The sequence below is a fragment of the Hydrogenophaga sp. 2FB genome (assembly GCF_005503365.1).
Taxonomy (GTDB): Bacteria; Pseudomonadota; Gammaproteobacteria; order Burkholderiales; family Burkholderiaceae_C; genus Hydrogenophaga.
Genome location: NZ_SCML01000026.1, coordinates 17,025 through 40,436 on the forward strand (window position 1 = coordinate 17,025; position 23,412 = coordinate 40,436).

General features: G+C 68.7%; 21 protein-coding genes and 1 tRNA gene. 5 read left to right on the plus strand and 17 right to left on the minus strand.

What is annotated here, in order from left to right:
• Window positions 1-4: 4 nt before the first annotated feature.
• On the plus strand, window positions 5-961 hold the full coding sequence (locus FFS09_RS16290) for an MBL fold metallo-hydrolase (protein WP_137919952.1): 957 nt from the start codon (window positions 5-7) through the stop codon (window positions 959-961).
• 82 nt (window positions 962-1,043) lie between these two features.
• Here FFS09_RS16290 and mdoH read toward each other — a convergent pair whose 3' ends face one another.
• From mdoH to FFS09_RS16345, 11 genes are all read right to left on the minus strand, one after another.
• Complete coding sequence (gene mdoH, locus FFS09_RS16295) at window positions 1,044-3,002, minus strand: glucans biosynthesis glucosyltransferase MdoH (protein WP_252374398.1); 1,959 nt, start codon at window positions 3,000-3,002, stop codon at window positions 1,044-1,046.
• A gap of 59 nt (window positions 3,003-3,061) precedes the next feature.
• Window positions 3,062-4,633 (minus strand): glucan biosynthesis protein G, encoded by a 1,572-nt coding sequence (locus FFS09_RS16300; protein WP_137919954.1) that lies wholly within the window; start codon window positions 4,631-4,633, stop codon window positions 3,062-3,064.
• Window positions 4,634-4,824: 191 nt separating this feature from the next.
• On the minus strand, window positions 4,825-6,204 hold the full coding sequence (locus FFS09_RS16305) for a sigma 54-interacting transcriptional regulator (RefSeq protein WP_137919955.1): 1,380 nt from the start codon (window positions 6,202-6,204) through the stop codon (window positions 4,825-4,827).
• On the minus strand, window positions 6,201-6,869 hold the full coding sequence (locus FFS09_RS16310; protein WP_137919956.1) for a hypothetical protein: 669 nt from the start codon (window positions 6,867-6,869) through the stop codon (window positions 6,201-6,203). Before FFS09_RS16310 ends, FFS09_RS16305 begins: the two co-directional genes overlap by 4 nt.
• The gene (locus FFS09_RS16315) at window positions 6,859-8,277 is read right to left on the minus strand and encodes a sensor histidine kinase (protein WP_137919957.1); all 1,419 of its coding nucleotides are present in this window, start codon (window positions 8,275-8,277) and stop codon (window positions 6,859-6,861) included. Before FFS09_RS16315 ends, FFS09_RS16310 begins: the two co-directional genes overlap by 11 nt.
• 6 nt (window positions 8,278-8,283) lie before the next feature.
• The gene (miaB, locus tag FFS09_RS16320; RefSeq protein ID WP_137919958.1) at window positions 8,284-9,642 is read right to left on the minus strand and encodes a tRNA (N6-isopentenyl adenosine(37)-C2)-methylthiotransferase MiaB; all 1,359 of its coding nucleotides are present in this window, start codon (window positions 9,640-9,642) and stop codon (window positions 8,284-8,286) included.
• Between the two features lie 93 nt (window positions 9,643-9,735).
• Window positions 9,736-10,137 carry a hypothetical protein gene (locus FFS09_RS16325; RefSeq protein ID WP_212745114.1) on the minus strand — a complete coding sequence of 134 codons (402 nt, stop codon included), beginning with the start codon at window positions 10,135-10,137 and terminating at the stop codon, window positions 9,736-9,738.
• A gap of 64 nt (window positions 10,138-10,201) precedes the next feature.
• Complete coding sequence (locus FFS09_RS16330; protein ID WP_137919959.1) at window positions 10,202-10,846, minus strand: class I SAM-dependent methyltransferase; 645 nt, start codon at window positions 10,844-10,846, stop codon at window positions 10,202-10,204.
• Between the two features lie 20 nt (window positions 10,847-10,866).
• Entirely contained in the window at window positions 10,867-11,427 is a 561-nt protein-coding gene (locus FFS09_RS16335; RefSeq protein WP_137919960.1) for a YaeQ family protein, read from the minus strand.
• Between the two features lie 59 nt (window positions 11,428-11,486).
• Window positions 11,487-11,563: transfer RNA gene (locus tag FFS09_RS16340), tRNA-Met, on the minus strand.
• A 39-nt stretch (window positions 11,564-11,602) separates the two neighbouring features.
• Entirely contained in the window at window positions 11,603-12,391 is a 789-nt protein-coding gene (locus tag FFS09_RS16345) for an enoyl-CoA hydratase (RefSeq protein ID WP_137919961.1), read from the minus strand.
• 141 nt (window positions 12,392-12,532) lie between these two features.
• Between FFS09_RS16345 and FFS09_RS16350 the strand changes: the two genes are divergently transcribed.
• The 3 genes from FFS09_RS16350 to paaK are packed head-to-tail and all read left to right on the plus strand — an operon-like array spanning window position 12,533 to window position 15,053.
• Window positions 12,533-13,327 carry an enoyl-CoA hydratase-related protein gene (locus FFS09_RS16350; RefSeq protein ID WP_137919962.1) on the plus strand — a complete coding sequence of 265 codons (795 nt, stop codon included), beginning with the start codon at window positions 12,533-12,535 and terminating at the stop codon, window positions 13,325-13,327.
• Window positions 13,327-13,767: a hydroxyphenylacetyl-CoA thioesterase PaaI gene (paaI, locus tag FFS09_RS16355; protein WP_137919963.1), complete on the plus strand. Its 441-nt coding sequence runs from the start codon at window positions 13,327-13,329 to the stop codon at window positions 13,765-13,767. Before FFS09_RS16350 ends, paaI begins: the two co-directional genes overlap by 1 nt.
• On the plus strand, window positions 13,764-15,053 hold the full coding sequence (paaK, locus tag FFS09_RS16360; protein WP_137919964.1) for a phenylacetate--CoA ligase PaaK: 1,290 nt from the start codon (window positions 13,764-13,766) through the stop codon (window positions 15,051-15,053). The genes paaI and paaK overlap by 4 nt, the downstream gene beginning before the upstream one ends.
• Window positions 15,054-15,152: 99 nt before the next feature.
• Here the strand turns inward: paaK and FFS09_RS16365 are convergent, their stop codons facing one another.
• From FFS09_RS16365 to FFS09_RS31415, 3 genes are read right to left on the minus strand one after another with little or no spacing between them, the layout of a single operon-like run.
• Window positions 15,153-16,982 carry a M61 family metallopeptidase gene (locus tag FFS09_RS16365; protein ID WP_502703736.1) on the minus strand — a complete coding sequence of 610 codons (1,830 nt, stop codon included), beginning with the start codon at window positions 16,980-16,982 and terminating at the stop codon, window positions 15,153-15,155.
• A complete protein-coding gene (locus tag FFS09_RS16370; RefSeq protein WP_137919965.1) occupies window positions 16,979-17,692 on the minus strand; it encodes a DsbC family protein in 714 nt (237 codons plus the stop codon). The genes FFS09_RS16365 and FFS09_RS16370 overlap by 4 nt, the downstream gene beginning before the upstream one ends.
• A gap of 34 nt (window positions 17,693-17,726) precedes the next feature.
• Window positions 17,727-18,896: an FAD-dependent monooxygenase gene (locus tag FFS09_RS31415; protein WP_137919966.1), complete on the minus strand. Its 1,170-nt coding sequence runs from the start codon at window positions 18,894-18,896 to the stop codon at window positions 17,727-17,729.
• A 79-nt stretch (window positions 18,897-18,975) separates the two neighbouring features.
• On the opposite strand from FFS09_RS31415, the gene FFS09_RS16380 reads away from it, so the two are divergent.
• The gene (locus FFS09_RS16380) at window positions 18,976-19,878 is read left to right on the plus strand and encodes an MOSC domain-containing protein (RefSeq protein WP_137919967.1); all 903 of its coding nucleotides are present in this window, start codon (window positions 18,976-18,978) and stop codon (window positions 19,876-19,878) included.
• Here the strand turns inward: FFS09_RS16380 and FFS09_RS16385 are convergent.
• The 3 genes from FFS09_RS16385 to FFS09_RS16395 are packed head-to-tail and all read right to left on the minus strand — an operon-like array spanning window position 19,875 to window position 23,319.
• Complete coding sequence (locus tag FFS09_RS16385) at window positions 19,875-20,789, minus strand: helix-turn-helix transcriptional regulator (RefSeq protein WP_137919968.1); 915 nt, start codon at window positions 20,787-20,789, stop codon at window positions 19,875-19,877. The genes FFS09_RS16380 and FFS09_RS16385 overlap by 4 nt on opposite strands.
• Window positions 20,786-22,852, minus strand: a complete 2,067-nt coding sequence (locus FFS09_RS16390; protein WP_137919969.1) for a xanthine dehydrogenase family protein molybdopterin-binding subunit — start codon at window positions 22,850-22,852, stop codon at window positions 20,786-20,788. Before FFS09_RS16390 ends, FFS09_RS16385 begins: the two co-directional genes overlap by 4 nt.
• Entirely contained in the window at window positions 22,849-23,319 is a 471-nt protein-coding gene (locus FFS09_RS16395; protein WP_137919970.1) for a (2Fe-2S)-binding protein, read from the minus strand. Before FFS09_RS16395 ends, FFS09_RS16390 begins: the two co-directional genes overlap by 4 nt.
• Window positions 23,320-23,412 lie beyond the last annotated feature (93 nt).

A 23,412-nucleotide genomic window follows, 5' to 3' on the forward strand; every position in this document is an offset into this window, starting at 1 on the left:
TTCGATGACATCCACACGCTGGCTGAAAACCGCGCTCGGCGCATCCGCCCTGGCCCTGACCACCTGGGCGCACGCCGGGGCCCCCATGGTCAAGACGTCGGCGCCGGGCTATTACCGCATGATGCTGGGCGACTTCGAAATCACCGCGCTGTCCGACGGCACGGTGGATCTCCCGGTCGACAAACTGCTCACCAACACCCAGCCCGGCAAGGTCACGACGGCGCTGAACCAGTCGTTCCTGAAAGCGCCGCTCGAAACCTCGGTCAACGCCTACCTGATCAACACCGGCGACAAGCTGGTGCTGGTGGACACCGGCGCGGCCGGCCTGTTCGGCCCCACGCTGGGCAAGCTGGTGGGCAACCTCAAGGCCGCCGGCTACCAGCCCGAGCAGGTGGATGCGGTGGTCATCACGCACATGCACCCCGACCACGTCGGCGGCCTTGTGACCGGTGACCAGCGCGCGTTCCCCAACGCCACCGTGCATGCCGACCAGTACGACGCCGACCACTGGCTCAGCCAGTCCAGCATGGACAAGGCCCCGGCCGACGCCAAGGGCTTCTTCCAGGGCGCGATGGCCGCGCTCAAGCCCTACCAGGCGGCGGGGCAGTTCAAACCGTTCAAGGGCAACACCGACATCGTGCCCGGCATCAAGGCCCTGGCCTCACCGGGCCACACGCCCGGCCACAGCACCTACGTGGTGGAGAGCAAGGGCCAGAAGCTGGTGTTGTGGGGCGACCTGATGCACGTGGCGGCGGTGCAGTTCGCCAACCCGGCCGTCACCATCGCCTTCGACACCGACAGCAAGGCCGCCGCCGCGCAGCGCCAGAAGGCGTACGCCGATGCCGCGAAGAACGGCTACTGGGTGGCGGCGTCGCACCTCTCGTTCCCGGGCATCGGCCATCTGCGCCGCGACGGCAAGGGCTACCGCTTCGTGCCGGCGAACTACAGCGTCTTGCGTTGAGAGCCCAAGCCGAAAGCGCCAGGCGAAAAAAAACGCGCCGCAAATGCGGCGCGTTTTTTTGCCTGTGTGACAGCAGGGAATTTCAGGCGGCGTGCGGCAGCGCGAAGCGGCTGGCATGGCGCCAGGCGCGGCGCAGCACGGCGGGCGACCACGATTCTTCGGGAATCAGCAGCACGCCGCGCGAACGCATCCAGGCGCCCAGCTCCACGTGGCTGGTGGCCACGGTGAGCGGCACGGCCAGCAGCAGGGGCAGGGCGACCGGGGCGAGCCAGATCAGCGCGTTGGCGTTGATCACGGCCACACCCAGGGCCAGCAGGCCGATCACGGCCGTCATGGGCGCCAGACGCGACACGGCATCGCTCCAGCTCACGCCGTTTGCTTCGCGCGGGGGCGACTTCCATTCGAGCTTGAGACCGGTGATGGCCACCAGCACGAACAGCGAGTGCGCCAGCATGCGGATGGGCGCCTGCATCACGGCCAGCAGCGTTTCCACCGCCGAGCTGCCGAGCAGGCCCACGGTGCCGCCGAAGGACTTCTGCTCGCCCTTCATGAACACGGCCACCAGACCCAGCACGCGCGGCATGAACAACATGGTCAGCGTCCACATCCACAGCGCGCGCAGCTCCTCGGGCACGGCCTGCCAGGTCGGGATTTCGCCGGTGTGGGCGGTCCACAGCGCGGTGCCGATGCTCATGAAGGCCAGCCACAGCGGGGCCGACAGGTAGGACATGGCGCCAATGGCGAACATGGTGCGGTGCACGCGGTGGATGCCGGGCTCGGCCATCAGGCGCGAGTTCTGCAGGTTGCCCTGGCACCAACGGCGGTCGCGCTGCAGTTCGCTCAGCAGGTCGGGCGGCTGCTGTTCGTAGCTGCCGGTGAGGTCGGAGACCAGCCACACGTGGTAGCCGGCGCGGCGCATCAGCGCGGCTTCCACGAAGTCGTGCGACATGATGCCGCCGGACATGCCGCCCGTGCCCTTGATGGGGGCCAGCGCGCAGTGCTGCATGAAGGGCTCGACGCGGATGATGGCGTTGTGGCCCCAGTAGTGCGACTCGCCGAGCTGCCAGAACTGCATGCCCAGCGTGAACAGACGGCCGGTCACGCGCGAGCCGAACTGCTGCGCGCGCGCGTGCAGCGTGGCGTGGCCGATGGCCTGGGTGGCGGTCTGGATGATGCCGGCTTTCGGGTTGGCTTCCATCAGCTTGACCATGGACACCAGGCAGCTGCCGCTCATGACGCTGTCGGCGTCGAGCACGACCATGTAGCGGTAGTCCTTGCCCCAGCGGCGGCAGAAGTCGGCCACGTTGCCGGCCTTGCGGTGGCTGCGGCGGGTGCGCAGGCGGTAGTACACCTCGATCTGCGGCAGGTCGGGCTGGGCGGCGAGCGCGGCGCGCAGGTCTTCCCAGGCGGTGCGCTCGGCCTTGGCGATGGCGGGGTTGTAGCTGTCGGAGAGCACGAACACGTCGAACTGCTGCGCATGGCCGGTGGCCGCGAGCGACTCGCAGGTGGCGCGCAGACCGGCGAACACGGTGGCCACGTCTTCGTTGCAGATCGGCATGATGATCGCCGTGCGCGCCTCGGGGTTCATGGCGTGCTCGCGCACGTCGGCGGCGCGCAGCGTGTGCTTGTCACCGAACAGCGAGACCCAGAAGCCCATGAGCGCGGTCACGAAACCGGTGACCACCCAGGCCGAGAGCAGGCCGAACAGCGCGAGCTGGCCGTATTGCAGCCAGGGGTTTTCGTGCACCGGTTGCGCGTCGGCGAACAGGCTGGTGGCGAAGGCGGTGCTCAACACCGTGAGCAGGGCGAACACGGCGCGGCGGCGGTTGGCGGCTTTCTCCCAGGCGGCGGCCGGCGCGGCGACTTCGGTGGACGCCGTGCGCGGGGGCATGGCGCGGCTGGCCGTGCTCAGGATGGCGGTGCCGATGCTGTTCCAGAAACCGCGCCAGGGGCGCGGCACCATGGAGCCGCGGTTGATCGGTGGGGCCGTCGCCGCATTGGGGTGGCGTTCTTCGCGCAGCGAGGGTCTGGTGGACGGCATGGACGCACTGCCGTGCAGCGCCAGCGGTGCGTTGGCTGGGGCGAGAGCCGGTTCGGCGCTCATTCGGGTAGCAACAGATGTGTCCATGTTTCGCTCACTGTGTCGTTGTTGTGTTGCAGAAAGGCGCGCAGTTCGACCGGTTGTGCCGGGTCGACGCGTGCCACACGCACGGTCACGCGCCAGGTGCGCGTGGCGGGGTTGGGGTAGGCCAGGGTTTGCAGCACGCGGCCGTTGGCGTCGGCGGTGATCACCGCCTTCACCGGCGCGTTGGCGGGCAGCGCGTCGAGCGCGGGGCCGGCGAAGTCGATCACGTACTGCGGCTGGCTGGCCTGTTCGGCGGCGGAGAGCTTGGAGTAGCCATAGCCGCGGCGCGTCTGGGTGACCCAGCTCGCGGGCGGGCGCTGTTGCGCATCGCCCTGCCAGGCCAGTTCGTAGCTCAGTTCCAGCGGCTGGCCAGCGGCGGGCAGTTGCGCGGGCACCCAGTAGGCGACGATGTTGTCGTGCGTCTCGTCGGGCGTGGGCAATTGCACCAGCTCCACGCGGCCATTGCCCCAGTCGCCCAGGGGTTTGATCCAGGCGCTCGGGCGGCGCTCGTAGCGCGCTTCCACGTCTTCGTAGTTGGCGAAGCTGCGGTCGCGCTGCATCAGGCCGAAGCCGCGCGGGTTCTGCAGCGTGAAGGAGCTGACCGTGACCGCCTTCGGACGCTGCAACGGGCGCCACAGCCATTCGCCGCTGCCGCTGGCGATCATCAGGCCGTCGGAGTCGTGCACCTCGGGGCGGAAGTCGCTCGGCAGGGCCTGGTTCTCGCCCGAGAGGAACATGCTGGTGAGCGGCGCCATGCCCAGGGTGTTCACCGGGCCGGCGCCGGCGCGCAGGAACACACGGGCGCTGACGGTGGTGGTGGTCTGCTGGCCCGGGCGGATCACGAAGCGGTAGGCGCCGGTGGCGCGCGGCGATTCGAGCAGCGCGAACACGGTGACTTCCTGGGCGTCGGCGGCGGGCCGCTGCAGCCAGAACTCGCTGAAGCGCGGGAATTCTTCGCCGCTGCCACCCACGGTGTCGATCGCCAGGCCGCGTGCCGACAGGCCGTAGCCCTGCCCCGCGCCCAGCGCGCGGAAGTAGCTCGCACCCTGGAACACCGCCAGTTCGTCCTTGTAGGCCTGGCCGTTGAGCGGGTAGTGCAGGCGAAAGCCCGCGTGGCCGAGGTCGCCCCAGGCGCTGGTGTCAAACGTGTTCTTGCCGACGTTGAAATCCGCGCGGCGGTAAGGCAGGTGGTTCACCCGGCCATCGGGCAACAGTTCGTGGATGCGCACCGGCTCGGTCTGGTACAGGCCGAGGTGGAAGAACTGGGCTTCAAAGGGCAGGTTGGACGAGCGCCACAACGACTGGTCGGTGTTGAACCGGATGTCGCGCAGCTGGTCGTAGGTGATGTTGGCGAGCGTGTCGGGCAGCTTGTCGCTGTTTGCCCGAAAGGGTTCCTGGGCGAGGGTCTGCGCGCGTTGGGTCAGCGCGTCCCAGTCCATGCGGTGCGACTGGGCCGACGCCCCGCAAAGGGCTCCCGTCAGCGCGCCCAGCACGGTCCAGGCGCGCAGGCGCTGGAGGCTGAAAAACGGTCGGTTCGTGATGGGCATGCCGGTATAAGGGCAAACCCTGTGCCAACACGAAAAAATCCTTTTGAATCAACGCCTTTTCAGGTATCCAGATGTGTTTCCGGGACCTAGTGGGCTGAGGAGGGGGTGGAACCCCCTGTTTTTGTCGCCAAACAGCGACAGGACTGGCCGGTGTTCTGGAAAACCCTAATCAAAACAACAGCTTGACGCTGTCACTCATCGGCGACAGCGTCGCTCTTGAACAGACCGGGCGTGAGCGCGTGCTTCTGCAGCAGGCGGTAGAACTCCGTGCGGTTGCGCTGCGCCAGACGGGCCGCGTCGGCCACGTTGCCGTCGGTCATCTTGAGCAGATCCACCAGGTACTCGCGCTCGAAGCGCTGCTTGGCGTCGGCAAAGCTCAGCACCTCCACCGACGGCGTGCGCAAGGCGCGCTGCACCAGCGCCAGCGAGACCAGCGGCGTGGCCGACAGCGCGCAGACCTGTTCGACCACGTTGTAGAGCTGGCGCACATTGCCCGGCCAGGGGGCCATCGTCAGCGCCTTGAGCGCTTCGGGCGCAAAGCCCGAGCTGCGCTTGCCGTACTTGGCGGCCAGCTTGGCGAGGAAGTGGTTGGCCAGCAGGGCGATGTCTTCGCGCCGCTCGGCCAGCGTGGGCAGGGTGAGCGTGACGACGTTGAGGCGGTAGTACAGGTCCTCGCGGAACTGCGCGGCGGCCATCGCGTCTTCCAGGTCGCGGTGGGTGGCCGAGATGATGCGCACGTCCACCGGCATCGACTGGCTCGATCCGAGCGGGCGCACCGCGCGCTCCTGCAGCACGCGCAACAGCTTCACCTGCAAGGCCGGCGGCATGTCCCCGATTTCGTCGAGCAGCAGCGTGCCGCCATCGGCGGCCTGGAACAGGCCCTTGTGGTTGGCCACGGCGTCGGTGAAGGCGCCCTTCATGTGGCCGAAGAGCTCGGATTCGAGCAGCGCTTCCGGAATCGCGCCGCAGTTCACCGCGATGAACGGCCGGTTGGCGCGTGCGCTGGCCCTGTGGATGGCGCGCGCCAGCATTTCCTTGCCGGTGCCCGAGTCGCCGCGCAGCAGCACGCTGGCGTCGGACTGCGCCACCATGCGCGCCTCGGCCAGCAGGTCGGCCATGCGGTTGGAGCGGCTCACGATCTCGCTGCGCCAGGCCTCGTCGACGTGGGTGTTCTGGTGCGCGGGCGCGCCCAGGGCCAGCGCCTGCGCGATCTTCTCGAGCAGTTCCTTGGCGTCGTAGGGCTTGGTGAGGTAGGTGAAGACGCCGCGCGCCGTGGCCTCGACCGCGTCGGGGATGGTGCCGTGCGCGGTGAGCAGGATCACCGGCAGCGAGGGGTGGCGCGCGCGGATCTCGTCGAACAGTGCCAGGCCGTCGCGCCCGGGCAGGCGCACGTCGGAGAGCACGAGCTGCGGCCGCTCGATGTCGAGTTGCGCCAGCGCGGCTTCGGCCGAACCGACCGAGGTGACCTGGTAGCCCGCGGAGCCCAGCCGCATCGCCAACAGGCGCAGCATGTCCGCGTCGTCGTCGACGACGAGCAGGCGGGCGCGCGGCGTGGCGGTGTGGTCGCTCATGGTGGGGTGGGGCGCGGGGTGACGGGCGGCCGGGTGGTGAGACTGCGCTCGATCGCGCGCATGGCTTCCAGGCGCTCGTTGAGCTGGTCGATGCGGCGCTGGCTCTCTCGCAGCTGCTGGGCCTGGCGCTCCGCGCTGTCTTCCAGCTTGCGCTGGTCCATCAGGCGGTTGGCCAGCAGGCGCGCCAGCGGCTTGAGCGGCAGGCTCTCGGCGCCGACGTGGTTGATCACGCGCTGCAAGAGGCCGAGGGCGCGCGCGGTTTCCGCGGGCTGGCGCAAATGGATGAGCGCCAGCGCCAGCTGCATCTGGCGCAGCGGCGCATTGCCCGGGTCGCCCTGCACCACGATCTCGGCCGCCAGGTCGGTCGGGCTGAGCGCTTGCAGGCGGTCGGCGTAGCTCAGCAGGGCCGCGACCACGTCGGGCGCGGGGGGTGTTTCGGCGCTGAGCACCACCGGGGGTTGGGCCGGTGCGGCCTGCAGGGGCGTGACGGTGGGCGCGGCAACCGGCGGGCGGGTGGTCGGGATGGAGGCGCCCTCGGACCCGGTGGTGCTGGGCGCGGCGGGCGCCGCGCTGCACGCGGCCAGCCAGAAGGCGAGCACGGAAACAAGGGTGCAGCAACCGGCGCGCGTCAGGCGGCTGGGTGGTGGTGACAGGTCAGTTGGCATGGGGCAGTTCGATGCGGAAGTGGGCGCCCTGGCGCTGGGGCAGCAGCGTGATGCGACCCCCGTGGGCAAGAATGTACTCGTGCACGATGGACAGGCCGATACCGGTGCCGCGCACGGTGCCGGTGGGTTGGCGTTCACCGCGGAAGAAGGGTTCGAAGATGCGCTCGCGGTCGGCCTCGGCCACGCCCGGTCCCTGGTCGACGATGTCGATGCAGACGCGCCCCGGCAGGTCCAGCAGCACGAGGTGGATCTGGCCGCCGTGCGGCGAGAAACGGATCGCGTTGGACAGGAGGTTGCCCACGGCGGACGCGATCTTCTCGCGGTCCAGCGGCATCGTCACGGGCGCGCCGTCCACCCGCACCGTCAGGGCCTGGGCCTGCCACTGCAGGCGCTGGATGTCGACCTGGTCTTCGAGCAAGGCGATCAGTTCGGTGCGCTCGCGCTTGAGCTGGCGCGCCTCGAACGCCGCTGCGTTGAAGCGCAGCAGCGCCTCGATCTGGTGCTGCAGCAACTGGGTGTTGTGCTGCAGGATGGTCACCACCTCGGCCTGGCTGGTGTTGAGCGGGCCGGCCACGCCGTCGCCCAGCACCGCCACGCCTTCGTGCAGCGAGGCCAGGGGTGTCTTGAGTTCGTGCGAGACGTGGCGCAGGAAACGCGCCTTGTCGGCGTCGAGTTCGGTCAGGCGCAGGCGCAGCCAATCGAGTTGCTGGCTCACGCGGCGCACGTCCGAGGGGCCGTGGATGTCGATCGGCACATCGAGCCGGTTCTCGCCCAGGCCCTGAATGGCCTTCTCCAGCCGCTTGAAGGGCCGCGCCAGCCAGACGCCAAAGGCCAGCGCCAGGATGGCGGCGATGCCGATCGAGCCCACCACCTGCTCGGTGAGTTCCTGCCGGCTGGTTTCGAAGCGCGCCTGCAGGGCTTCGTTGCGGCCGGTGATGATGGACTGCACCTTCTGCGCGATCGAGGCGCTGTGGCCGTCGATTTCGCGGAATGCCTGCGCCACTTCGCGTTCGCGGTCCAGCGCCGTTTCGGGTGGGCCGTCGAGCAACAGGGTGATGGCGTCGAGCCGCTCGCGCCAGTTGGTGGCGTACTCGGGCGGCAGTTCGTTGTCTTCGAGCCGGCGCAGGATGTCGCGCGCGTTGCCCGAGGCCTCGTCGAAACGCCGGCGCAGCTGGACGTCGCGCAGCACGAGCGATTGGCGCGCGGCGCGCTCCATGGTCAGGCTGCGTTCGGAGAGCGACTGCGCGGCGGTGGACAGCGCGATCGCCTGTGCCGCACTGTCGCGGCTTTGCGCCATCAGGGTTTCGAGCGAGAACAGCGTGCGCACGGCGGCCAGGCCCAGCAACGCCCCGATCAACAGGAAGGCGACCAGCAGCAACTGCTGGAAGGAGAAACGCAGGGGTTTCACGCGGCTTTACGCTTCCTGGGGCACCAGCACCGCGCCGCGCAGCGAGTGCGGCCGCGCTTCGGTGATGCGCACGTCGAGCATCTGGCCGATGAGGCGATCGGCCTGGGGCCCGCCGTCGAAGTTGACGATGCGGTTGCACTCGGTGCGGCCCATGAGTTCGACCGCGCCATCCTGCCCGGGACGGCGCGAACGGCCTTCCACCAGGATGCGCTGCACGGTGCCTTCGCGGCTCGCGCTGATGCGCTTCACGTTGTCTTCGATCACGGCCTGCAGGTGCTGCAGCCGCTGGAGCTTGACCGCGTGCGGCGTGTCGTCGGCGAGGTTGGCCGCCGGCGTGCCCGGGCGCGGGCTGAAGATGAAGCTGAAGCTGGCGTCGAAGCCGACGTCGTGGATGAGCTTCATCATCTTGTTGAAGTCGTCGTCGGTCTCGCCGGGGAAGCCGACGATGAAGTCGCTGCTCATGGCCAGCTCGGGGCGGATCGCGCGCAGTTTGCGCACGGTGCTCTTGTATTCCATGGCGGTGTAGCCGCGCTTCATCGCCATCAGGATGCGGTCGCTGCCGTGCTGCACCGGCAGGTGCAGGTGGTTCACCAGTTGCGGGATCTTGCCGTAGGCCTCGATCAGGCGCGGCGTGAATTCGTTGGGGTGGCTGGTCGTGAAGCGGATGCGCTCGATGCCGGGGATTTCGGCCACGTACTCGAGCAGCAGCGCGAAGTCGGCGATCTCGGCGGTGTCGCCCATCGCGCCACGGTAGGCGTTCACGTTCTGGCCGAGCAGCGTCACTTCCTTCACGCCCTGGTCGGCCAGGCCGGCGACCTCCACCAGCACGTCGTCAAACGGGCGGCTCACTTCTTCGCCGCGCGTGTAGGGCACCACGCAGTAGCTGCAGTACTTGGAGCAGCCTTCCATGATCGACACGAAGGCCGACGCGCCCTCCACCTTCGCCGGTGGCAGGTGGTCGAACTTCTCGATTTCGGGAAAGCTGATGTCGACCTGCGGCATCGCCTGGCGCTTGCGCTGGTTCAGCAGCTCGGGCAGGCGGTGCAGCGTCTGCGGGCCGAACACCACGTCCACATACGGCGCGCGCTTGATGATCTCGGCGCCTTCCTGGCTGGCGACGCAGCCGCCCACGCCAATGAGCACGCCCTTTTCCTTGAGGTGCTTGACGCGGCCGAGGTCGCTGAACACCTTCTCCTGCGCCTTCTCGCGCACCGAACAGGTGTTGAAGAGGATCAGGTCGGCTTCTTCCACGTCCTGCGTGGGCACGTAGCCTTGCGCGGCGCCCATCACGTCGGCCATCTTGTCCGAGTCGTACTCGTTCATCTGGCAGCCGAAGGTTTTGATGAAGACTTTTTTGGTGGTCATGGGGAATTCCAGTGGGGACAAGGACGCCGCGCGCGCGGGGGCGGGCATCAATGCGCGGCCACGACCCGTGGGCCGCGGCGGGCGCGAAATGGTTCAGTTGTTCGCGCTGGCCCGCGTGCGCGCGGGCGAGGTCTGCAGCGACTCGAACGTGTAGTTGCGCTCCGTGCCGAGGCCCGGACGTTTTTCCTTGGCCTCGGCCTCGGTCAGGATCCACACCTGGTGGACCTGGCCGCGCTGGTCGGTGGTGTAGTTCACCACGAGTTCCTGGTTGATCAGCGATGCCGAGCGAACCAGGTTGTTGTGGATGTCGAGAATGCGCGCGCCCGGCGAGAGGCGCGTGGGCTGGTCGTCCATGGCCACCAGCGGCGGCTGCGCCACCACCAGCGTGCCGCGCAGGGCCTTGGCGGGAAAGTTGCGCTGCACGGCTTGCGCGTGCGCGGCAGCGGCGGTGAGGAGGCCCAGGCAGAGGGCGGCGACGGGGATGCAGCGGTTCATGGTATGTGTCCAGAGGCTGTGGGAAGGGGCTCGGCGCGGTGGCGCGCGCGAGGGGTGGATTGTCTCACGCGGGCAGGGCCGGCTTGTGCATCAGCACCACGTTGGCGCACGGCGCTTCCGCGTGCCAGCCATGGTGGCGCGCCAGCCAGCGCAGCGTGGCCTCGCGGTAGAACACCACGTGGGTCGGGTCGCGCCGGTAGTGCCATTGGGCGAAGCGCGCGTCGTCGGTCTGAAAGCGCGTCATCAGCGCCAGCCAGCCGCCGGGGCGCAGCAGCGCGTGCAGGCGGCGGAACTCGGCGGCGGGGTCGTGGAAATGCTCGGCCACCTCGGTGCAGGTGATGAAGTCGTACGTGGCGGCAAGCGTGGCGGGGTCGGGGTGGAAGAAGGGGTCGTACAGCGCCACCGTGTGGCCGGCCTCGCGCAGCATCCCGGCCAGCACCGGGCCGGGGCCGCAGCCGAAGTCCAGCCCATGCTGGTGGGGCGGCAGGCGTTGCAGCAGCGGTGTCGCCACGCGTTGCAGAAATCCGCGGTAGCCCGCGTCGTCCGCGGTGTTCTGGTGCAAGGCGTATTCGGCGCGCTCGGCCTCGGGGGAGGGCCGGTGTTCGGGCAGGAGGAAGGTGGCTTCGCAGCGGTCGCAGCGGCCGTAGGCGAGGTCGCCGACGACCTGGAACGCCCGGCCGTCAAGGCCTTCGCAGACAGGGCAGCGCATGGCGCGAAGGTGCGTGCGGCTTACTTCCAGCGCAGCGGCTCGATGTGCACGCTGCCGCGTTCGCTGGAGAGCGTGAGCTCGCCTTCCTGCACCGTGGCCTGCAGTTGCATGCTGCGCTCGGCGAGCTGGGCCAGCGCGGGCGCGACTTCGGTGGGCAGGCGCCAGGCTTGCAGGCGGTCGAGCCGGGTGAGTTTGTTTTCGATGCCACGCCACCACACGTCGGCGGCGCTGCCGAAGGCATAGACCACCACCGCGTCGGCCTTGCTGCAGGCTTTGGACAGCGGCTTGTCTTCGGGCTGGCCGACCTCGATCCACAGGCGCTTGCGGCCGGTGAAATCGGTGAGCGACACGTCGGGATCGTCCGGGTCCGACAGGCCGGCACCAAAGGCCAGCGTGCCATCGCCATGGCAGGTGTCCTGCAGCTCGTGGGCGTTCAAGGCCAGCGCCACCAGGCGGACCATCATGCGCTCGTCGGTCTCGCTGGGGTGGCGGGCCAGGGTGAGTGCGTGGTCGGCGTAATAGCCGTGGTCGATGTCGGCGATCTGCAGATGCGCCTTGAAGATGGTGGACTTGATGGCCATGAAGGGACCGGAAATGAAAAAAGCGGGCTCCGTTGCCGGAACCCGCTTTTTGGAATTGTTGGTGGCGATAGGTGGACTTGAACCACCGACATCAGCATTATGAATGCTGCGCTCTAACCAACTGAGCTATATCGCCAACGAAGCCCAGAATTATAGCCAGCTTTTTTCAGGCCGTTCAGCTGTGCGTGAAAGCCGGTTTGCGCTTGTTCACAAACGCATCCATGCCTTCCTTCTGGTCGGCGGTGGCGAACAGCGCGTGGAACAGGCGGCGCTCGAACATCACGCCGTCGGACAGCGAGCCTTCGAACGAGCGGTTCACCGCTTCCTTGGCGGCCATCACGCTGGGCAGCGAGAGGCCGCAGATGATGAGGGCCGCGCCCAGGGCTTCGTCCATCAGCTTGTCCAGCGGCACCACGCGGCTCACGAGGCCCGAGCGCTCGGCTTCGGTGGCGTCCATCATGCGGCTGGTGAGCACCATGTCCATGGTCTTGGACTTGCCCACCGCGCGCGGCAGGCGCTGCGTGCCGCCCGCGCCGGGGATGATGCCGAGCTTGATCTCGGGCTGGCCGAACTTGGCGTTGTCGGCGGCGATGATGAAGTCGCACATCATGGCCAGTTCGCAGCCACCGCCCAGCGCGAAACCGCTCACCGCCGCGATCACCGGCTTGCGGATCGAGCGGATGGTTTCCCAGTTGCGCGTGATGTAGTCGCCCTTGTAGACGTCGGCGAAGGTGTAGGTGGCCATGGCGCCGATGTCCGCGCCCGCGGCAAAGGCCTTCTCACTGCCGGTGACGATCATGCAGCCGATCTCGTCGTCCGCGTCGAAGGCCTTGAGCGCGGCGCCCAGCTCGTCCATCAGCTGGTTGTTGAGCGCGTTGAGCTGCTTGGGGCGGCTGAGCGTGACGATGCCCACGCGGCCTTCGGTGCGCACGGTGATGCATTCGGGGGAGGTCGGGACGGACATGTTGTCTCCTGCGGCAATAAGGTTGGAATGAAAGCCCACCACTATATCGACCCGCAACCCCGGGTAACCATTGGCCGACCGCCTGGTTGGTGAATGGTAAATTGCGGCCCACACCCATCGAAAAACAGGAGACAAGACGACATGAGCGCAGCCACCGTTGTGTACGAAGAGCGAGGGGCCGTGGCCCTGGTCACGCTGAACCGCCCCGATGCCCTGAACAGTTTCACGCGCCAGATGCACCGCGAGCTCTGGGCCGCACTGGACGTGGCCGAGGCCAACCCTTCGGTGCGGGCCCTGGTCATCACCGGCGCGGGGCGCGGCTTCTGCGCGGGCGCCGACCTCGCCGAGTTCGATTTCAAACCCGGTCCGGATCTGGTCGCGCGCGCCAACCCGGGGCCGGTGATCGATGAGGCGTTCAACCCCACGGCACGTCGCCTGCAAAGCCTGCGCATGCCGACCATCGCGGCGGTCAATGGCGTGGCGGCCGGCGCGGGAGCGTCGCTGGCAATGACCTGCGACATCACCATCGCCGCCACCGGCGCGAGCTTCATCCAGGCGTTCAGCAAGATCGGGCTGATTCCCGATGCCGGCGGCAGCTGGTTTCTGGTCGAGCGCCTGGGCCTGGCGCGCGCCATGGCGCTGGCCATGACGGGCGACAAACTGCCCGCCGCGCAGGCCAAGGAGTGGGGCCTGATCTGGGACGTGTCCGACGATTGCCTGGGCGCTTCGCTGGCGCTGGCGCAGCGCCTGGCCACCATGCCCACGAAGGCGCTGGTGGCCACGCGCGCCCTGCTGCGCGACGCCGGCAAGCACACGCTCGACGAACAGCTGGACGTGGAACGCGACACCCAGATGGCGCTCGGCCACACGCACGACTACATCGAAGGCGTGATGGCGTTTCTGCAGAAGCGCCCGGCGCAATTCAAAGGCGAGTGATGACGCCGCAAGCGCGTGCCCGCAAGGTGGGCGAAACGATGTTCGCGGTGGACACCGCGAGCAAGGACACCATGGGTATGGAGCTGCTGGCCTGCGAACCCGGGCGCGCGGTGATGCGCATGGCGGTGCAGGCGCTGCACCTCAATGGCCACCAGATCTGCCACGGCGGTTTCATCTTCACCCTGGCCGATTCGACCTTCGCGTTCGCCTGCAACAGCCACAACCGCAACGCCGTGGCCGCGGGCTGCAGCATCGAATTCCTGCGGCCCGCGCACGCAGGTGACGTGCTCACCTGCGAGGGCATGGAGCAGACGCTGTCGGGCCGCCATGGCATCTACGACATGCGGGTGAGCAACCAGCGTGGCGAGGTGGTCGCGGTGTTCCGCGGCAAGAGCGCGGTGATCGCCGGCACGGTGTTTCCCGAGGAGGACAAGACATGAGCCACTTTGCCCTGGAGCCGATCGAGAAAGCCAGCATCGACGAACTGCGCGCGCTGCAACTCAAGCGCCTGCAGGGCACGCTGCGCCACGCGTACCAGAACTCGCCGGTGTACCGCGCGAAGTTCGACGCGGCGGGCGTGCACCCGGACGACTGCCGCAGCCTGGCCGATCTGGCGAAGTTTCCGTTCACCACCAAGAAGGATTTGCGCGACAGCTACCCGTTCGGCATGTTCGCCGTGTCGCGCGAACGCTGCGCGCGCATCCACGCCAGCAGCGGCACCACGGGCAAGCCGACGGTGGTGGGCTACACGCTCAAAGACATCGACACCTGGGCCACCGTGATGGCGCGCAGCATCCGCGCCAGCGGCGCGCGGCCGGGCGATCTGGTGCACGTGAGTTATGGCTATGGCCTGTTCACCGGTGGCCTGGGCGCGCACTACGGCGCCGAGAAACTGGGCCTGACGGTGGTGCCCTTCGGCGGTGGGCAGACCGAGCGCCAGGTGCAGTTGATCCACGACTTCCGGCCCGACATCATCATGGTCACGCCGAGCTACATGCTGGCCATCGCCGACGAATTCGATCGCGTGGGGCTGGATCCGCGCGAGAGCAGTCTGCGCCTGGGCATCTTCGGCGCGGAGCCCTGGACCAACGACATGCGCCTGGCGATCGAGCAGCGCATGGGGATCGACGCGGTGGACATCTACGGCCTGTCCGAGGTGATGGGCCCGGGCGTGGCCAACGAGTGCGTGGAAACCAAGGACGGCCCGACGGTCTGGGAAGACCACTTCTACCCCGAGATCATTCACCCCGAGACCGGCGAGCCGGTGCCCGATGGCGAACTGGGCGAGCTGGTGTTCACCAGCCTCACAAAGGAAGCGCTGCCGATCATCCGCTACCGCACGCGCGACCTCACGCGGCTCTTGCCGGGTACGGCGCGCACCATGCGCCGCATGGAAAAGATCACCGGCCGCAGCGACGACATGATGATCGTGCGCGGCGTCAACGTGTTCCCGACGCAGATCGAGGAACTGATCCTCAAACGCGCCGAATTGAGCGCGCACTACCAGTGCGTGTTGACGCGGCAGGGGCCGATGGACGATCTCACCGTGGTGGTGGAAACGCGCGCGGGCCTGGCGCCCGAGAGCGAAACCGCCCAGGCCGCCGCGCGCCTGCTGCAGCACGAGATCAAGGTGTTCGTGGGCAGCAGCGTGTTGGTGGAGCTCAAGCCCGAAGGGGGCGTGGAGCGCAGCCAGGGCAAGGCCAAGCGCGTGATCGACAAGCGGTGAGGTGACAGCACCCCCGCCACGCTTCGCGTGACCCCCTCAAGGGGGCGCAGCCAGCGGCCCGGCAAAGCCGGTTCCGCGGCTGCCCTGGAGGGTGTGGTCTCAGGCGTGCCGGGTGTCGCTTAACCAGGTGTCCAGTTTGGCCGCATCGCTCACCGCCAGCATCACGGCGTGCGACTCGGTCGGCCATTTCAAGGGCAGGCGCAGCAGGCGCTTGTCGCGGGCGACCACGGCGGTGAGTTCGGCGCGCCGTGCGCGCAGCGCGGGCAATTCGTCGAGCTTGTGGATGCGCCAGGCTTCGGGCGCGTCACCGCGTTTCGCGGGTGCGAATTCCACCCCCAGCCATTCGTCGTTCGCGGCCAGGCCCGCGGCCTCGGCCGCGCCGCCGCGCAACACGGTCTTGAGCACCAGGGCGCCGTCGGCTTCGCTCACGCGCACACCCAGTTGCTGCGCCAGCGGGGCCTTGTCGTGCGAGTACTTCGCGCCCTGGCCTTGCAGCACCGACGACAGCGGCAGTTCGTCCGTGCTGTGGACCCAAGCCCCTATCTCGCCTTCGTAGCTGCGCTGGCCCAGGCGCTTGAGCGCGCGCAGCAGGTCGGCTTCGCGCATCGGGCCGCCGTCGGTGCGCTGCCAGAGTTCGCGCATCACCGCGTCCAGCGTGCTGTGGCCTTCGGCGCGCAGCGTCAGGTCCAGGCACAGCGCCACCAGCGAGCCCTTGGTGTAGTAGCTCACCGTGGCGTTGGGCGTGTTCTCGTTCATGCGGTAGTACTTCACCCACGCATCGAAACTGGCCTGGGCGACGGTCTGCACCAGGCGGCCCGGCGTCTGCTGTACCTGGTTGATGGTCTTGGCCACGAGCTTCAGGTAGGTCGCGTCGTCGATCAGGCCGGCGCGGCGCAGCATCAGGTCGTCGTAGTAGCTGGTGAAGCCTTCGAAGAACCAGAGCAGCTCGGTGTAGTTCTCGTGGTTGTAGTCGTAGCGCGCGAACTCGGCGGGACGCAGGCGTTTGACGTTCCAGGTGTGGAAGTACTCGTGGCTGATGAGGCCCAGCAGCGTGGTGTAGCCGTCGGTGGCCTTCAGCGCGGCGTGCTTCTCGCCGGGGGCGGCGGGGCGCGGCAGGTCGGCGCGTTGGCAGATCAGCGCGGTGGAGTTGCGGTGTTCCAGGCCGCCATAACCGTCGGCGCTGGCGTAGAGCATGAACACGTAGCGCGAGAAGGGCGGCGGCTGCGTGCCATGCCAGAACGCGATCTGCGTCTCGCAGATCTTGCGTGTGTCTTCGATCAGGCGATCGCCGTCCATCCACGCGCCCGCGCCCGCGACGACGAAGCGGTGTTCCACGCCACCCGCCGTGAAGCTCGCGCTCCAGAAACGGCCCATCTCCACCGGGCAGTCGGCGAGTTCGTCGTAGTGCTGGGCGAGGTAGTGGCCGAAGCCTTGGGCATCGGTGTCGCTGGGCGTGAGACCGGTGGCGACTTCCCAGCCTTGCGTGGCCTTGCCCGCCACGATCTCCAGCCCATGCGGCTGGTCTTCCTGGCCGAGCACCTGCAGGCACAGGCTGGTGGCGTTGAAGAAGCCGCGTTCGGCGTCGAGGAAGGCGGTGCGCACGGAAGCGTCGAAGGCATACACCTCGTAGCGCAATTCCAGCGGTTGACCCGCCTCGGCCTGGGCTTGCCAGCGGTGTTTGTCGAGCTGCTTGATGGCGATGGGCTCGCCGTTTTGCCAGGCGCTGGGTTGCAACAGGTGCTGCGAGAACTCACGCACCAGGTAGCTGCCCGGTATCCACACCGGCAGGCTCAGACGCTGGTTTTTCGCCGGCTCGTCGATCTGCAGCGTGACCGCAAACAGGTGGGCGTGCGCGCTCGACACCGCCACGGTGTAGCGCACACCCGGGCGCGCAGGCCGGCTGCTTTTGCGCGAGGCCTTGGCGCTCAAGGCTTGGCTTCCGCGAGTTGCTTTTCGACCTGCTCGGCGCCGATCGCACCGGGCACGCGCGTGCCGTTGGCGAAGATAAGGGTCGGCGTGCCGGTGATGCGCGCCTTCTTGCCGAACTCGAAGTTGCGCGCGACGGCCGCCGCGTCGCAGGTGGCCGTGGGCGGTGTCACGTCGCGCACCATCCAGTCGGCGTAGGTCTTGGCCTTGTCTTTGGCGCACCAGATGTGGCGCGATTTTTCGGCCGAGTCGGCGCTCAGGATCGGGTACAGGAACATGTACACCGTCACGTTGTCGATCTTCATCAGGTCGCGCTCGAAGCGCTTGCAATAGCCGCAGTTGGGGTCGGTGAACATGGCCATCTTGCGTTTGCCGTTGCCGCGCACGACGGTGAAGGCGTCTTTGAGCGGCAGGTCCTTGAAGGCGATGGCGGTGAGTTTGTCCAGGCGCTTTTCGGTCAGGTCGACGCGGGCCTTGGTGTCGATCATCGAGCCCTGGATCAGGTAGTTGCCTTCGGCGTCGGTGTAGAAAATCTCGCTCTGGTTGACGCGCACTTCGAACACGCCGGGCATGGGCGTCTTGCTGACTTCGTCGATGGCCGGCAGGTTCGGCAGGCGCTCGGCGAGGTTCTTGCGGATGGTGGCTTCCTGGGCCAGGGCGGCCATGGACACGGCGGCCAGCGCGGCGATCAGAAAGGATTTGAAGAATTTCATCGTGGGGGTCTTGTGGTGTGTGACAGAGAGTGGTTCAGACGCTCGGATGGCCCATGGCCTGCTTCGCGATCCAGTGTTTGAGCGGGCCGATGCGGTCGAAGCCGGAGAGACCCCAGTTGCGCAAGGCTTGCACGCGTGTGTCGCCGTGCGAGAACAGGCCGAACAGGCCGTCGGTCACCCAGCCCATGGCGCCGACGTCGGCGGCGCGCGCGCGCTCGTAGCGGCGCAGCAGTTTCAGGTCGCCCAGGTCGCGCCAGTACTCGCGCGTTTGCAACACGCGCGCGAGTTCGGCCGCATCGGCCAGGCCGACGTTGAGGCCCTGTCCGGCGAGCGGGTGCATGGTGTGCGCCGCGTCGCCCGCCAGCGCCACCCCGCCTTGCGCCGTGCGCGTGATCCAGCGCTGCGCGCGGGAGAGTTCGAGAGGCCAGGCTTGAGGGGGGCTTTCCATGTGCATGTGGCCCAGGGCCTGCGCGCACCGTGTTTGCACGGCCTGGGTGAAGGTGGTCGGGTCGGCTTGCAGCCAGGCATCGGCCTGCTGTGCAGGGACAGACCACACCAGCGCCACGGAGTTCCCGAAGGCGCCGCCCAGCGGCAGCAGCGCCATCACCTCGCCGTTGGAGAACCACTGGCGGGCGATGCCGCCATGCGGTTGTTCGCAGTGCAGGCGGGCCGCCACGGCTTTGTGCGGGTAAGGCCGCACGTCGAAATCCAGCCCGAGCTCGTCGCGCGTGCGGCTGCGTTTGCCTTCGCACACCACGGTGAGCGCGGCGGCGGGGGCTTCGCTCATGCGCTCAATGCCGCTCTGAAAGCCGATCGCATCGTTCAGCCGCTGCTCCAGCGCGGGCACGTCGACGATCCAGGTGAGCGCGTCGGCGCCTTGTTCGTCGGCCGAGAACTGCAGCTCGCCGCCGTTGTCGCCCCAGACCTGCATGGCGCTGACCGCGGTGATCGGTGGTGTGCGGGGGTCTTGCGGGTCGACCTCGGGCCAGGCGCGCACCGTGCGCAACAGATCGCGGGAGGCGGCGTTGAGCGCGTAGGCACGCACGTCGGGCGTGTCTTGCGGGCCGCGCGGCGTGCCGACCAGGGCCACGCGCAGCCGGTCTTTGGCCAGCAGCAGGGCCAGGGTCTGGCCCACCACGCCAGCCCCGCGGATGGCGACGTCAAAACGCCGGCCGGAGCCGGAGCGGGGAGCGGGGAAGTTCATGCGGGGATTTTAGGAGCAGGGCACAATCCGGGCCTTCGCGGGGCGATACCCCGGCTCCCGTCACCGACTTAGCCCCTCCATGAGCACAGACAGCCGCCCCACCGCCCCCTCCGACGTGCAGGCCACCATCGCCGAGCTCTGGGTGTACCCGATCAAGTCCTGTGCCGGCATTCGCCTGCGCGAGGCCGAGCTCACCGACACCGGCCTGCTGTACGACCGCGCCTGGATGGTGGTCGATGCGAAGGGCGATTTCGTGTCGCAACGCGAACTCCCGCGCATGGCGCTGGTCCAGACCGCGTTCAGGATGGGCCAGCTGGTGGTGCGCGCCCCCGGCATGCTGGCGCTGCACCTGGCGCTGGACGCCGCCGAAGGGCCCCTGAAGGTGCGCGTGTGGGACGACGAGGTGATGGCCTGCGACATGGGCGACGTGGCCGCGCAATGGTTCAGCGATTTCCTCGGACCCGATGCGCCCGCCGGCTTGAAGCGGTTGCGCCTGGCGCGCTTCGACCCCGAGGTGCGGCGTGTGAGCAGCCTGAAATGGACGGGCGGTCGCGAAGCGGTCACGCAGTTCGCCGACGGCTTCAGCCTGCTGGTGACCAGCACCGCGTCGCTGGCCGATCTGAACGCGCGGTTGAGCGCGGGCGGTCATTCGCCGGTGGTGATGGAGCGCTTCCGGCCCAACCTCGTGCTCGATGGGGTGGAAGCGCACGACGAAGACCGCATCGGTGCGATGCACATCACCACGGACGACAGCGCGGTGGCCGTGATCGAACCGGTGAAGCCGTGCGCGCGCTGCCCCATTCCCAACATCGACCCCGCCACGGCGCTCTCCAGTCCCGAGGTGAACGACACCTTGCAGACCTACCGCCAGGACCCGCGCGTGAACGGTGGCATCACGTTCGGCATGAACGCCGTCGTGATCGAAGGCGATGGACAGATGCTGCGCGTGGGGCAGTCCGTCAGTGCCGACTGGTCGTTCTAGGTCGGCGACGCGAAGGTATTGCGGTACAGCACCGGCGTCATCGCGGTGTGCCGCTTGAACTGCCGCGTGAAGTGCGCCTGGTCGGCGAAGCCACACACATAGCCCACTTCGGCCGTGGGCATGGCGCCCGCGGTCAACAGCCGGGCCGCGCCGATGAGGCGCGCGGACGACAGCAACTGCGTGAAGCTCTGACCCTGTTGCGCCAGCCGGCGCTGCAGCGTGCGCGATGAGCACGCCGTTTCCCGCGCCAGGGTCTCCACCGTCCAACCACGCCCGGGGTCGGCGGCGAGTTGGGTTTGCAGTTGGGCGATCCAGCGGTCGGGGTCGGTGTGCGCGGTCTCGGTGGCCGCCCTGGTTGCCGGGGCTTGCCAACGCAGTTCCCAGGTCGACACATCGTCTGGCCACGCGCCATCGGTCCAGGTGCATCGGTCGCGGCGCCAACCGGGCACGCCAGCCGGCCGGGCCTGCAAACCCGGCGCCTTCTGCCGCTCACACAGCGCCACCAGAAACCCGAACACCAACAGGTCCTCGGCGGGTGTGGGCGCTTGTTCCGGGTCGAGCGACACGTGCTGGATGCGCAGCCACCCCGGTTCGGGTTGGGTCACGCGCACGCGGTGGCGCGAGTGCACGAAGCGCTCCAGGCGTTGCCAGCGTTGCAGCAGGTCGGCCGGGTCGCGCGCGAGCGAGAGGGCCAGCAGCAAGGGCTCGTCGTCCATGCCGTGTACCGCTTCGCCCAGGCGCACGATCACGTCCAGCCCATGGGCTTGCCACAAGCGCGCCAGCCAGGCGCGTTTGTCCGCCAGCGGCACGTGTGCCTGGCGCACCGGCGCGGGGCCGTCCACCGCCAGGCCCTGGCGCTGCAGGCCGGCGCGCACCAGGCGCAGCATGGCTTCGGAGGCGAAGTCGTTCATGTGATCGGCGGTTGGGCGAGCAGGGTGGGGTCGACGGGAAACCGCTGGATGCGCACACCGGTGGCGTCGCGCACGGCGTTGGCGATGGCCGCCGCCGTGGCCACGATGGCGGTCTCGCCGGCCCCGCCGGGCGCACCGCCTGCTTCCACCAGCACCACGTCCAGCGGCGGAATCTGGTGCAGCCATGGTATCGGCGCTTCGGCAAAACGGGTGGGGCCGATGCGCGCGTCGGCCGCGTCCAGCCGGTCGCTCAGCGCCATGCCCAGGCCCCACACCAGGTTGCCTTCGCACTGCGCGCGCACCTGGTCGGGGTTGATCACGGTGCCGCAGTCGTGCGCGCAGACCAGGCGTGTTACGCGCAACCCCCCCTTGGCGTTGACCTCCACCTCGGCCACGACGGCGGCGTAGCTCACCTGTTTGTAGATGCCGCAAGCCACGCCGCGCCCGCGCCGCAAGGACGGTGTGGCGACGGGCAGCGCACCGGCGTGGTCCACGGCCGCGCGCAGCACGCGGGCCAGGCGTGGGTCTTCGGCGTGTTGCAGGCGAAACGCCACCGGGTCCGCGCCCGCGCGGCGCGCGCATTCGTCGATGGCCGATTCCATCGCCAGGCCGTTGGGACCCGCGCCCAGCCCGCGCCAGGGGCCGGTGAACACGGGCAGGCGGTTCAGTGCGAATTCGGCGCGCTTGTGCGTGCAGCGGTAGGGCAACAACGCGCCGCGCGCCACGCCGGCGTCGGTCACGAAGTCGGTGAGGCGCTGCATCCAGACCGGCAGCCCCGCGTTGGTGAACAGGATGTGGCTGCTCGCGAACACATGCCACCACTGGTCGAGCCGGCCATCGCGCAGGCGCACGCGGATGCGGTGGCTCGAGGGCGGGCGGTGGAAGCCCTGGCGGAATTCCTGCGCGCGCGTCCACTGCAGCTTCACCGGTTGCTGCACGGCTTGCGCCAGCACGGCGGCTTCGAGTTCGACGGTGCAGATCGTCTTGCCGCCGAACGCACCGCCCACGCGGCTGCCGTGCACCCGCACGCGGTCTTCGTCGAGCCCGAGGCGTTTGCAGACCACGTCGCGCTGGTAGTACACGTCCTGCGACCCCACCCACAGGTCCAGCCGGCCTTCGGCATCGAACGCCGCCACCGCCGCGCGCGGCTGGATCGGCGCGTGCGCCGCCAGCGGGATGTCGATGCGCAGGTCCACATCCCAATCGCCGTTTCGGTCGATGGTGTCGTCGTGCACCGTGTAGCGGAACCCGTCACCGGCGAGGTGGCGGTCCACATCCACCGCGCGGTCGATGTCCGTCTGGTCGAACCCGCCTTGCCACACCCAGCGCGCATCCAGCGCCGCCTCGATCCGTTCCAGCGCGCCCGGCGTGCGCGCGACGATGCCGATGCCTTCGCTCTCGCCCTGCTGAAGACGCTCGTCGCGCACCACCGCCACCCAGCCCGGCACCTGCCGCGCGGCGGCTTCGTTCAACGAGGACAGGCGCGAATGCAACTCGGGCGACACCGGCGCGCGCAGCACGCGGCCGAACAGCATGCCGGGCTGGCGCACGTCGGCCACGTAGACCGGCGCACCGGTGACGATGGCATGCCCTTGCTCCAGCGGCGCCGGCCGCCCCACATGGCGGGCGCCGGACTGGAAGGCGCGCAGCTCGGCCAGTGGCCGGGGCGTGGCCACGCGCTCGCCGTCGGTGTGGCCTGCGGCGAGTGCATCGCGCAAGGTGGCGCAGGCCTGGGCCAGCGGCACGGCGAAGTCCTTCACCGATTCGCTGCCCACGGTGGCGCGCACCCGCGCCATCTCGCCGGTGTGTGGCAGGCGCAGCGTGAGTTGCCGCCATTCGATGCCCAGCTCGTCGCACGCCACCTGCTTGAGTGCGGTGCCGATGTTCTGGCCCATTTCCACGCGCGGCAGCAGCAGCTCGTAGTGGCCATTGCGGTGGCGGATCCAGCCCAGCGCGTCCTCGTATTGCGCGACAGGCCGCTTGGGAATCACCGGCAGCGAACAGCCGGCGAGGACGGCCACGCTGAGCACGCCACCGGCCTGGAGGAATCCGCGCCGCTTCACGACGGCCGCCCCTGCAACACCACCGCGCGTTGCACGCCGGCACGGATGCGCTGCTGCGTGCCGCAGCGGCAGAGGTTGCCCGACAGCGCTTCGTCGACGCGCGCCGGGCTGGGCGCGGGGTCCTGCCGCAGCAGGGCCACGGTGGCCATGATCTGGCCCGCCTGGCAGTAGCCGCACTGCGGCACGCGCTCGTCCAGCCAGGCCTGCTGCACGGGGTGCAGCCTGCCCTTGGCGTCGGCCAGGCCCTCGATGGTTTCCACCGATTGGTCCTGCACCGCGCCCACCGGCAACAGGCAACTGCGCTGCGCCTGGCCGTTCAGCAGCACGGTGCAGGCGCCGCACTGGCCGGCGCCGCAGCCGAACTTGGTTCCGACGAGGCCGAGGTGCTCGCGCAGCACGGCGAGCAGGGTTTCGTTGTGCCATTCGGGTGGAATGGGGACGCGCTGGCGGTTCACGAGGAGGTGCATGGCGGTGCTCCGATCGGTTGACGATGGCGCACTGTCGCCGTGGCTGGCGCGCAGGTCTTGAAGATTCGCGCCACGCGCGGGAGGGCCGCGAGA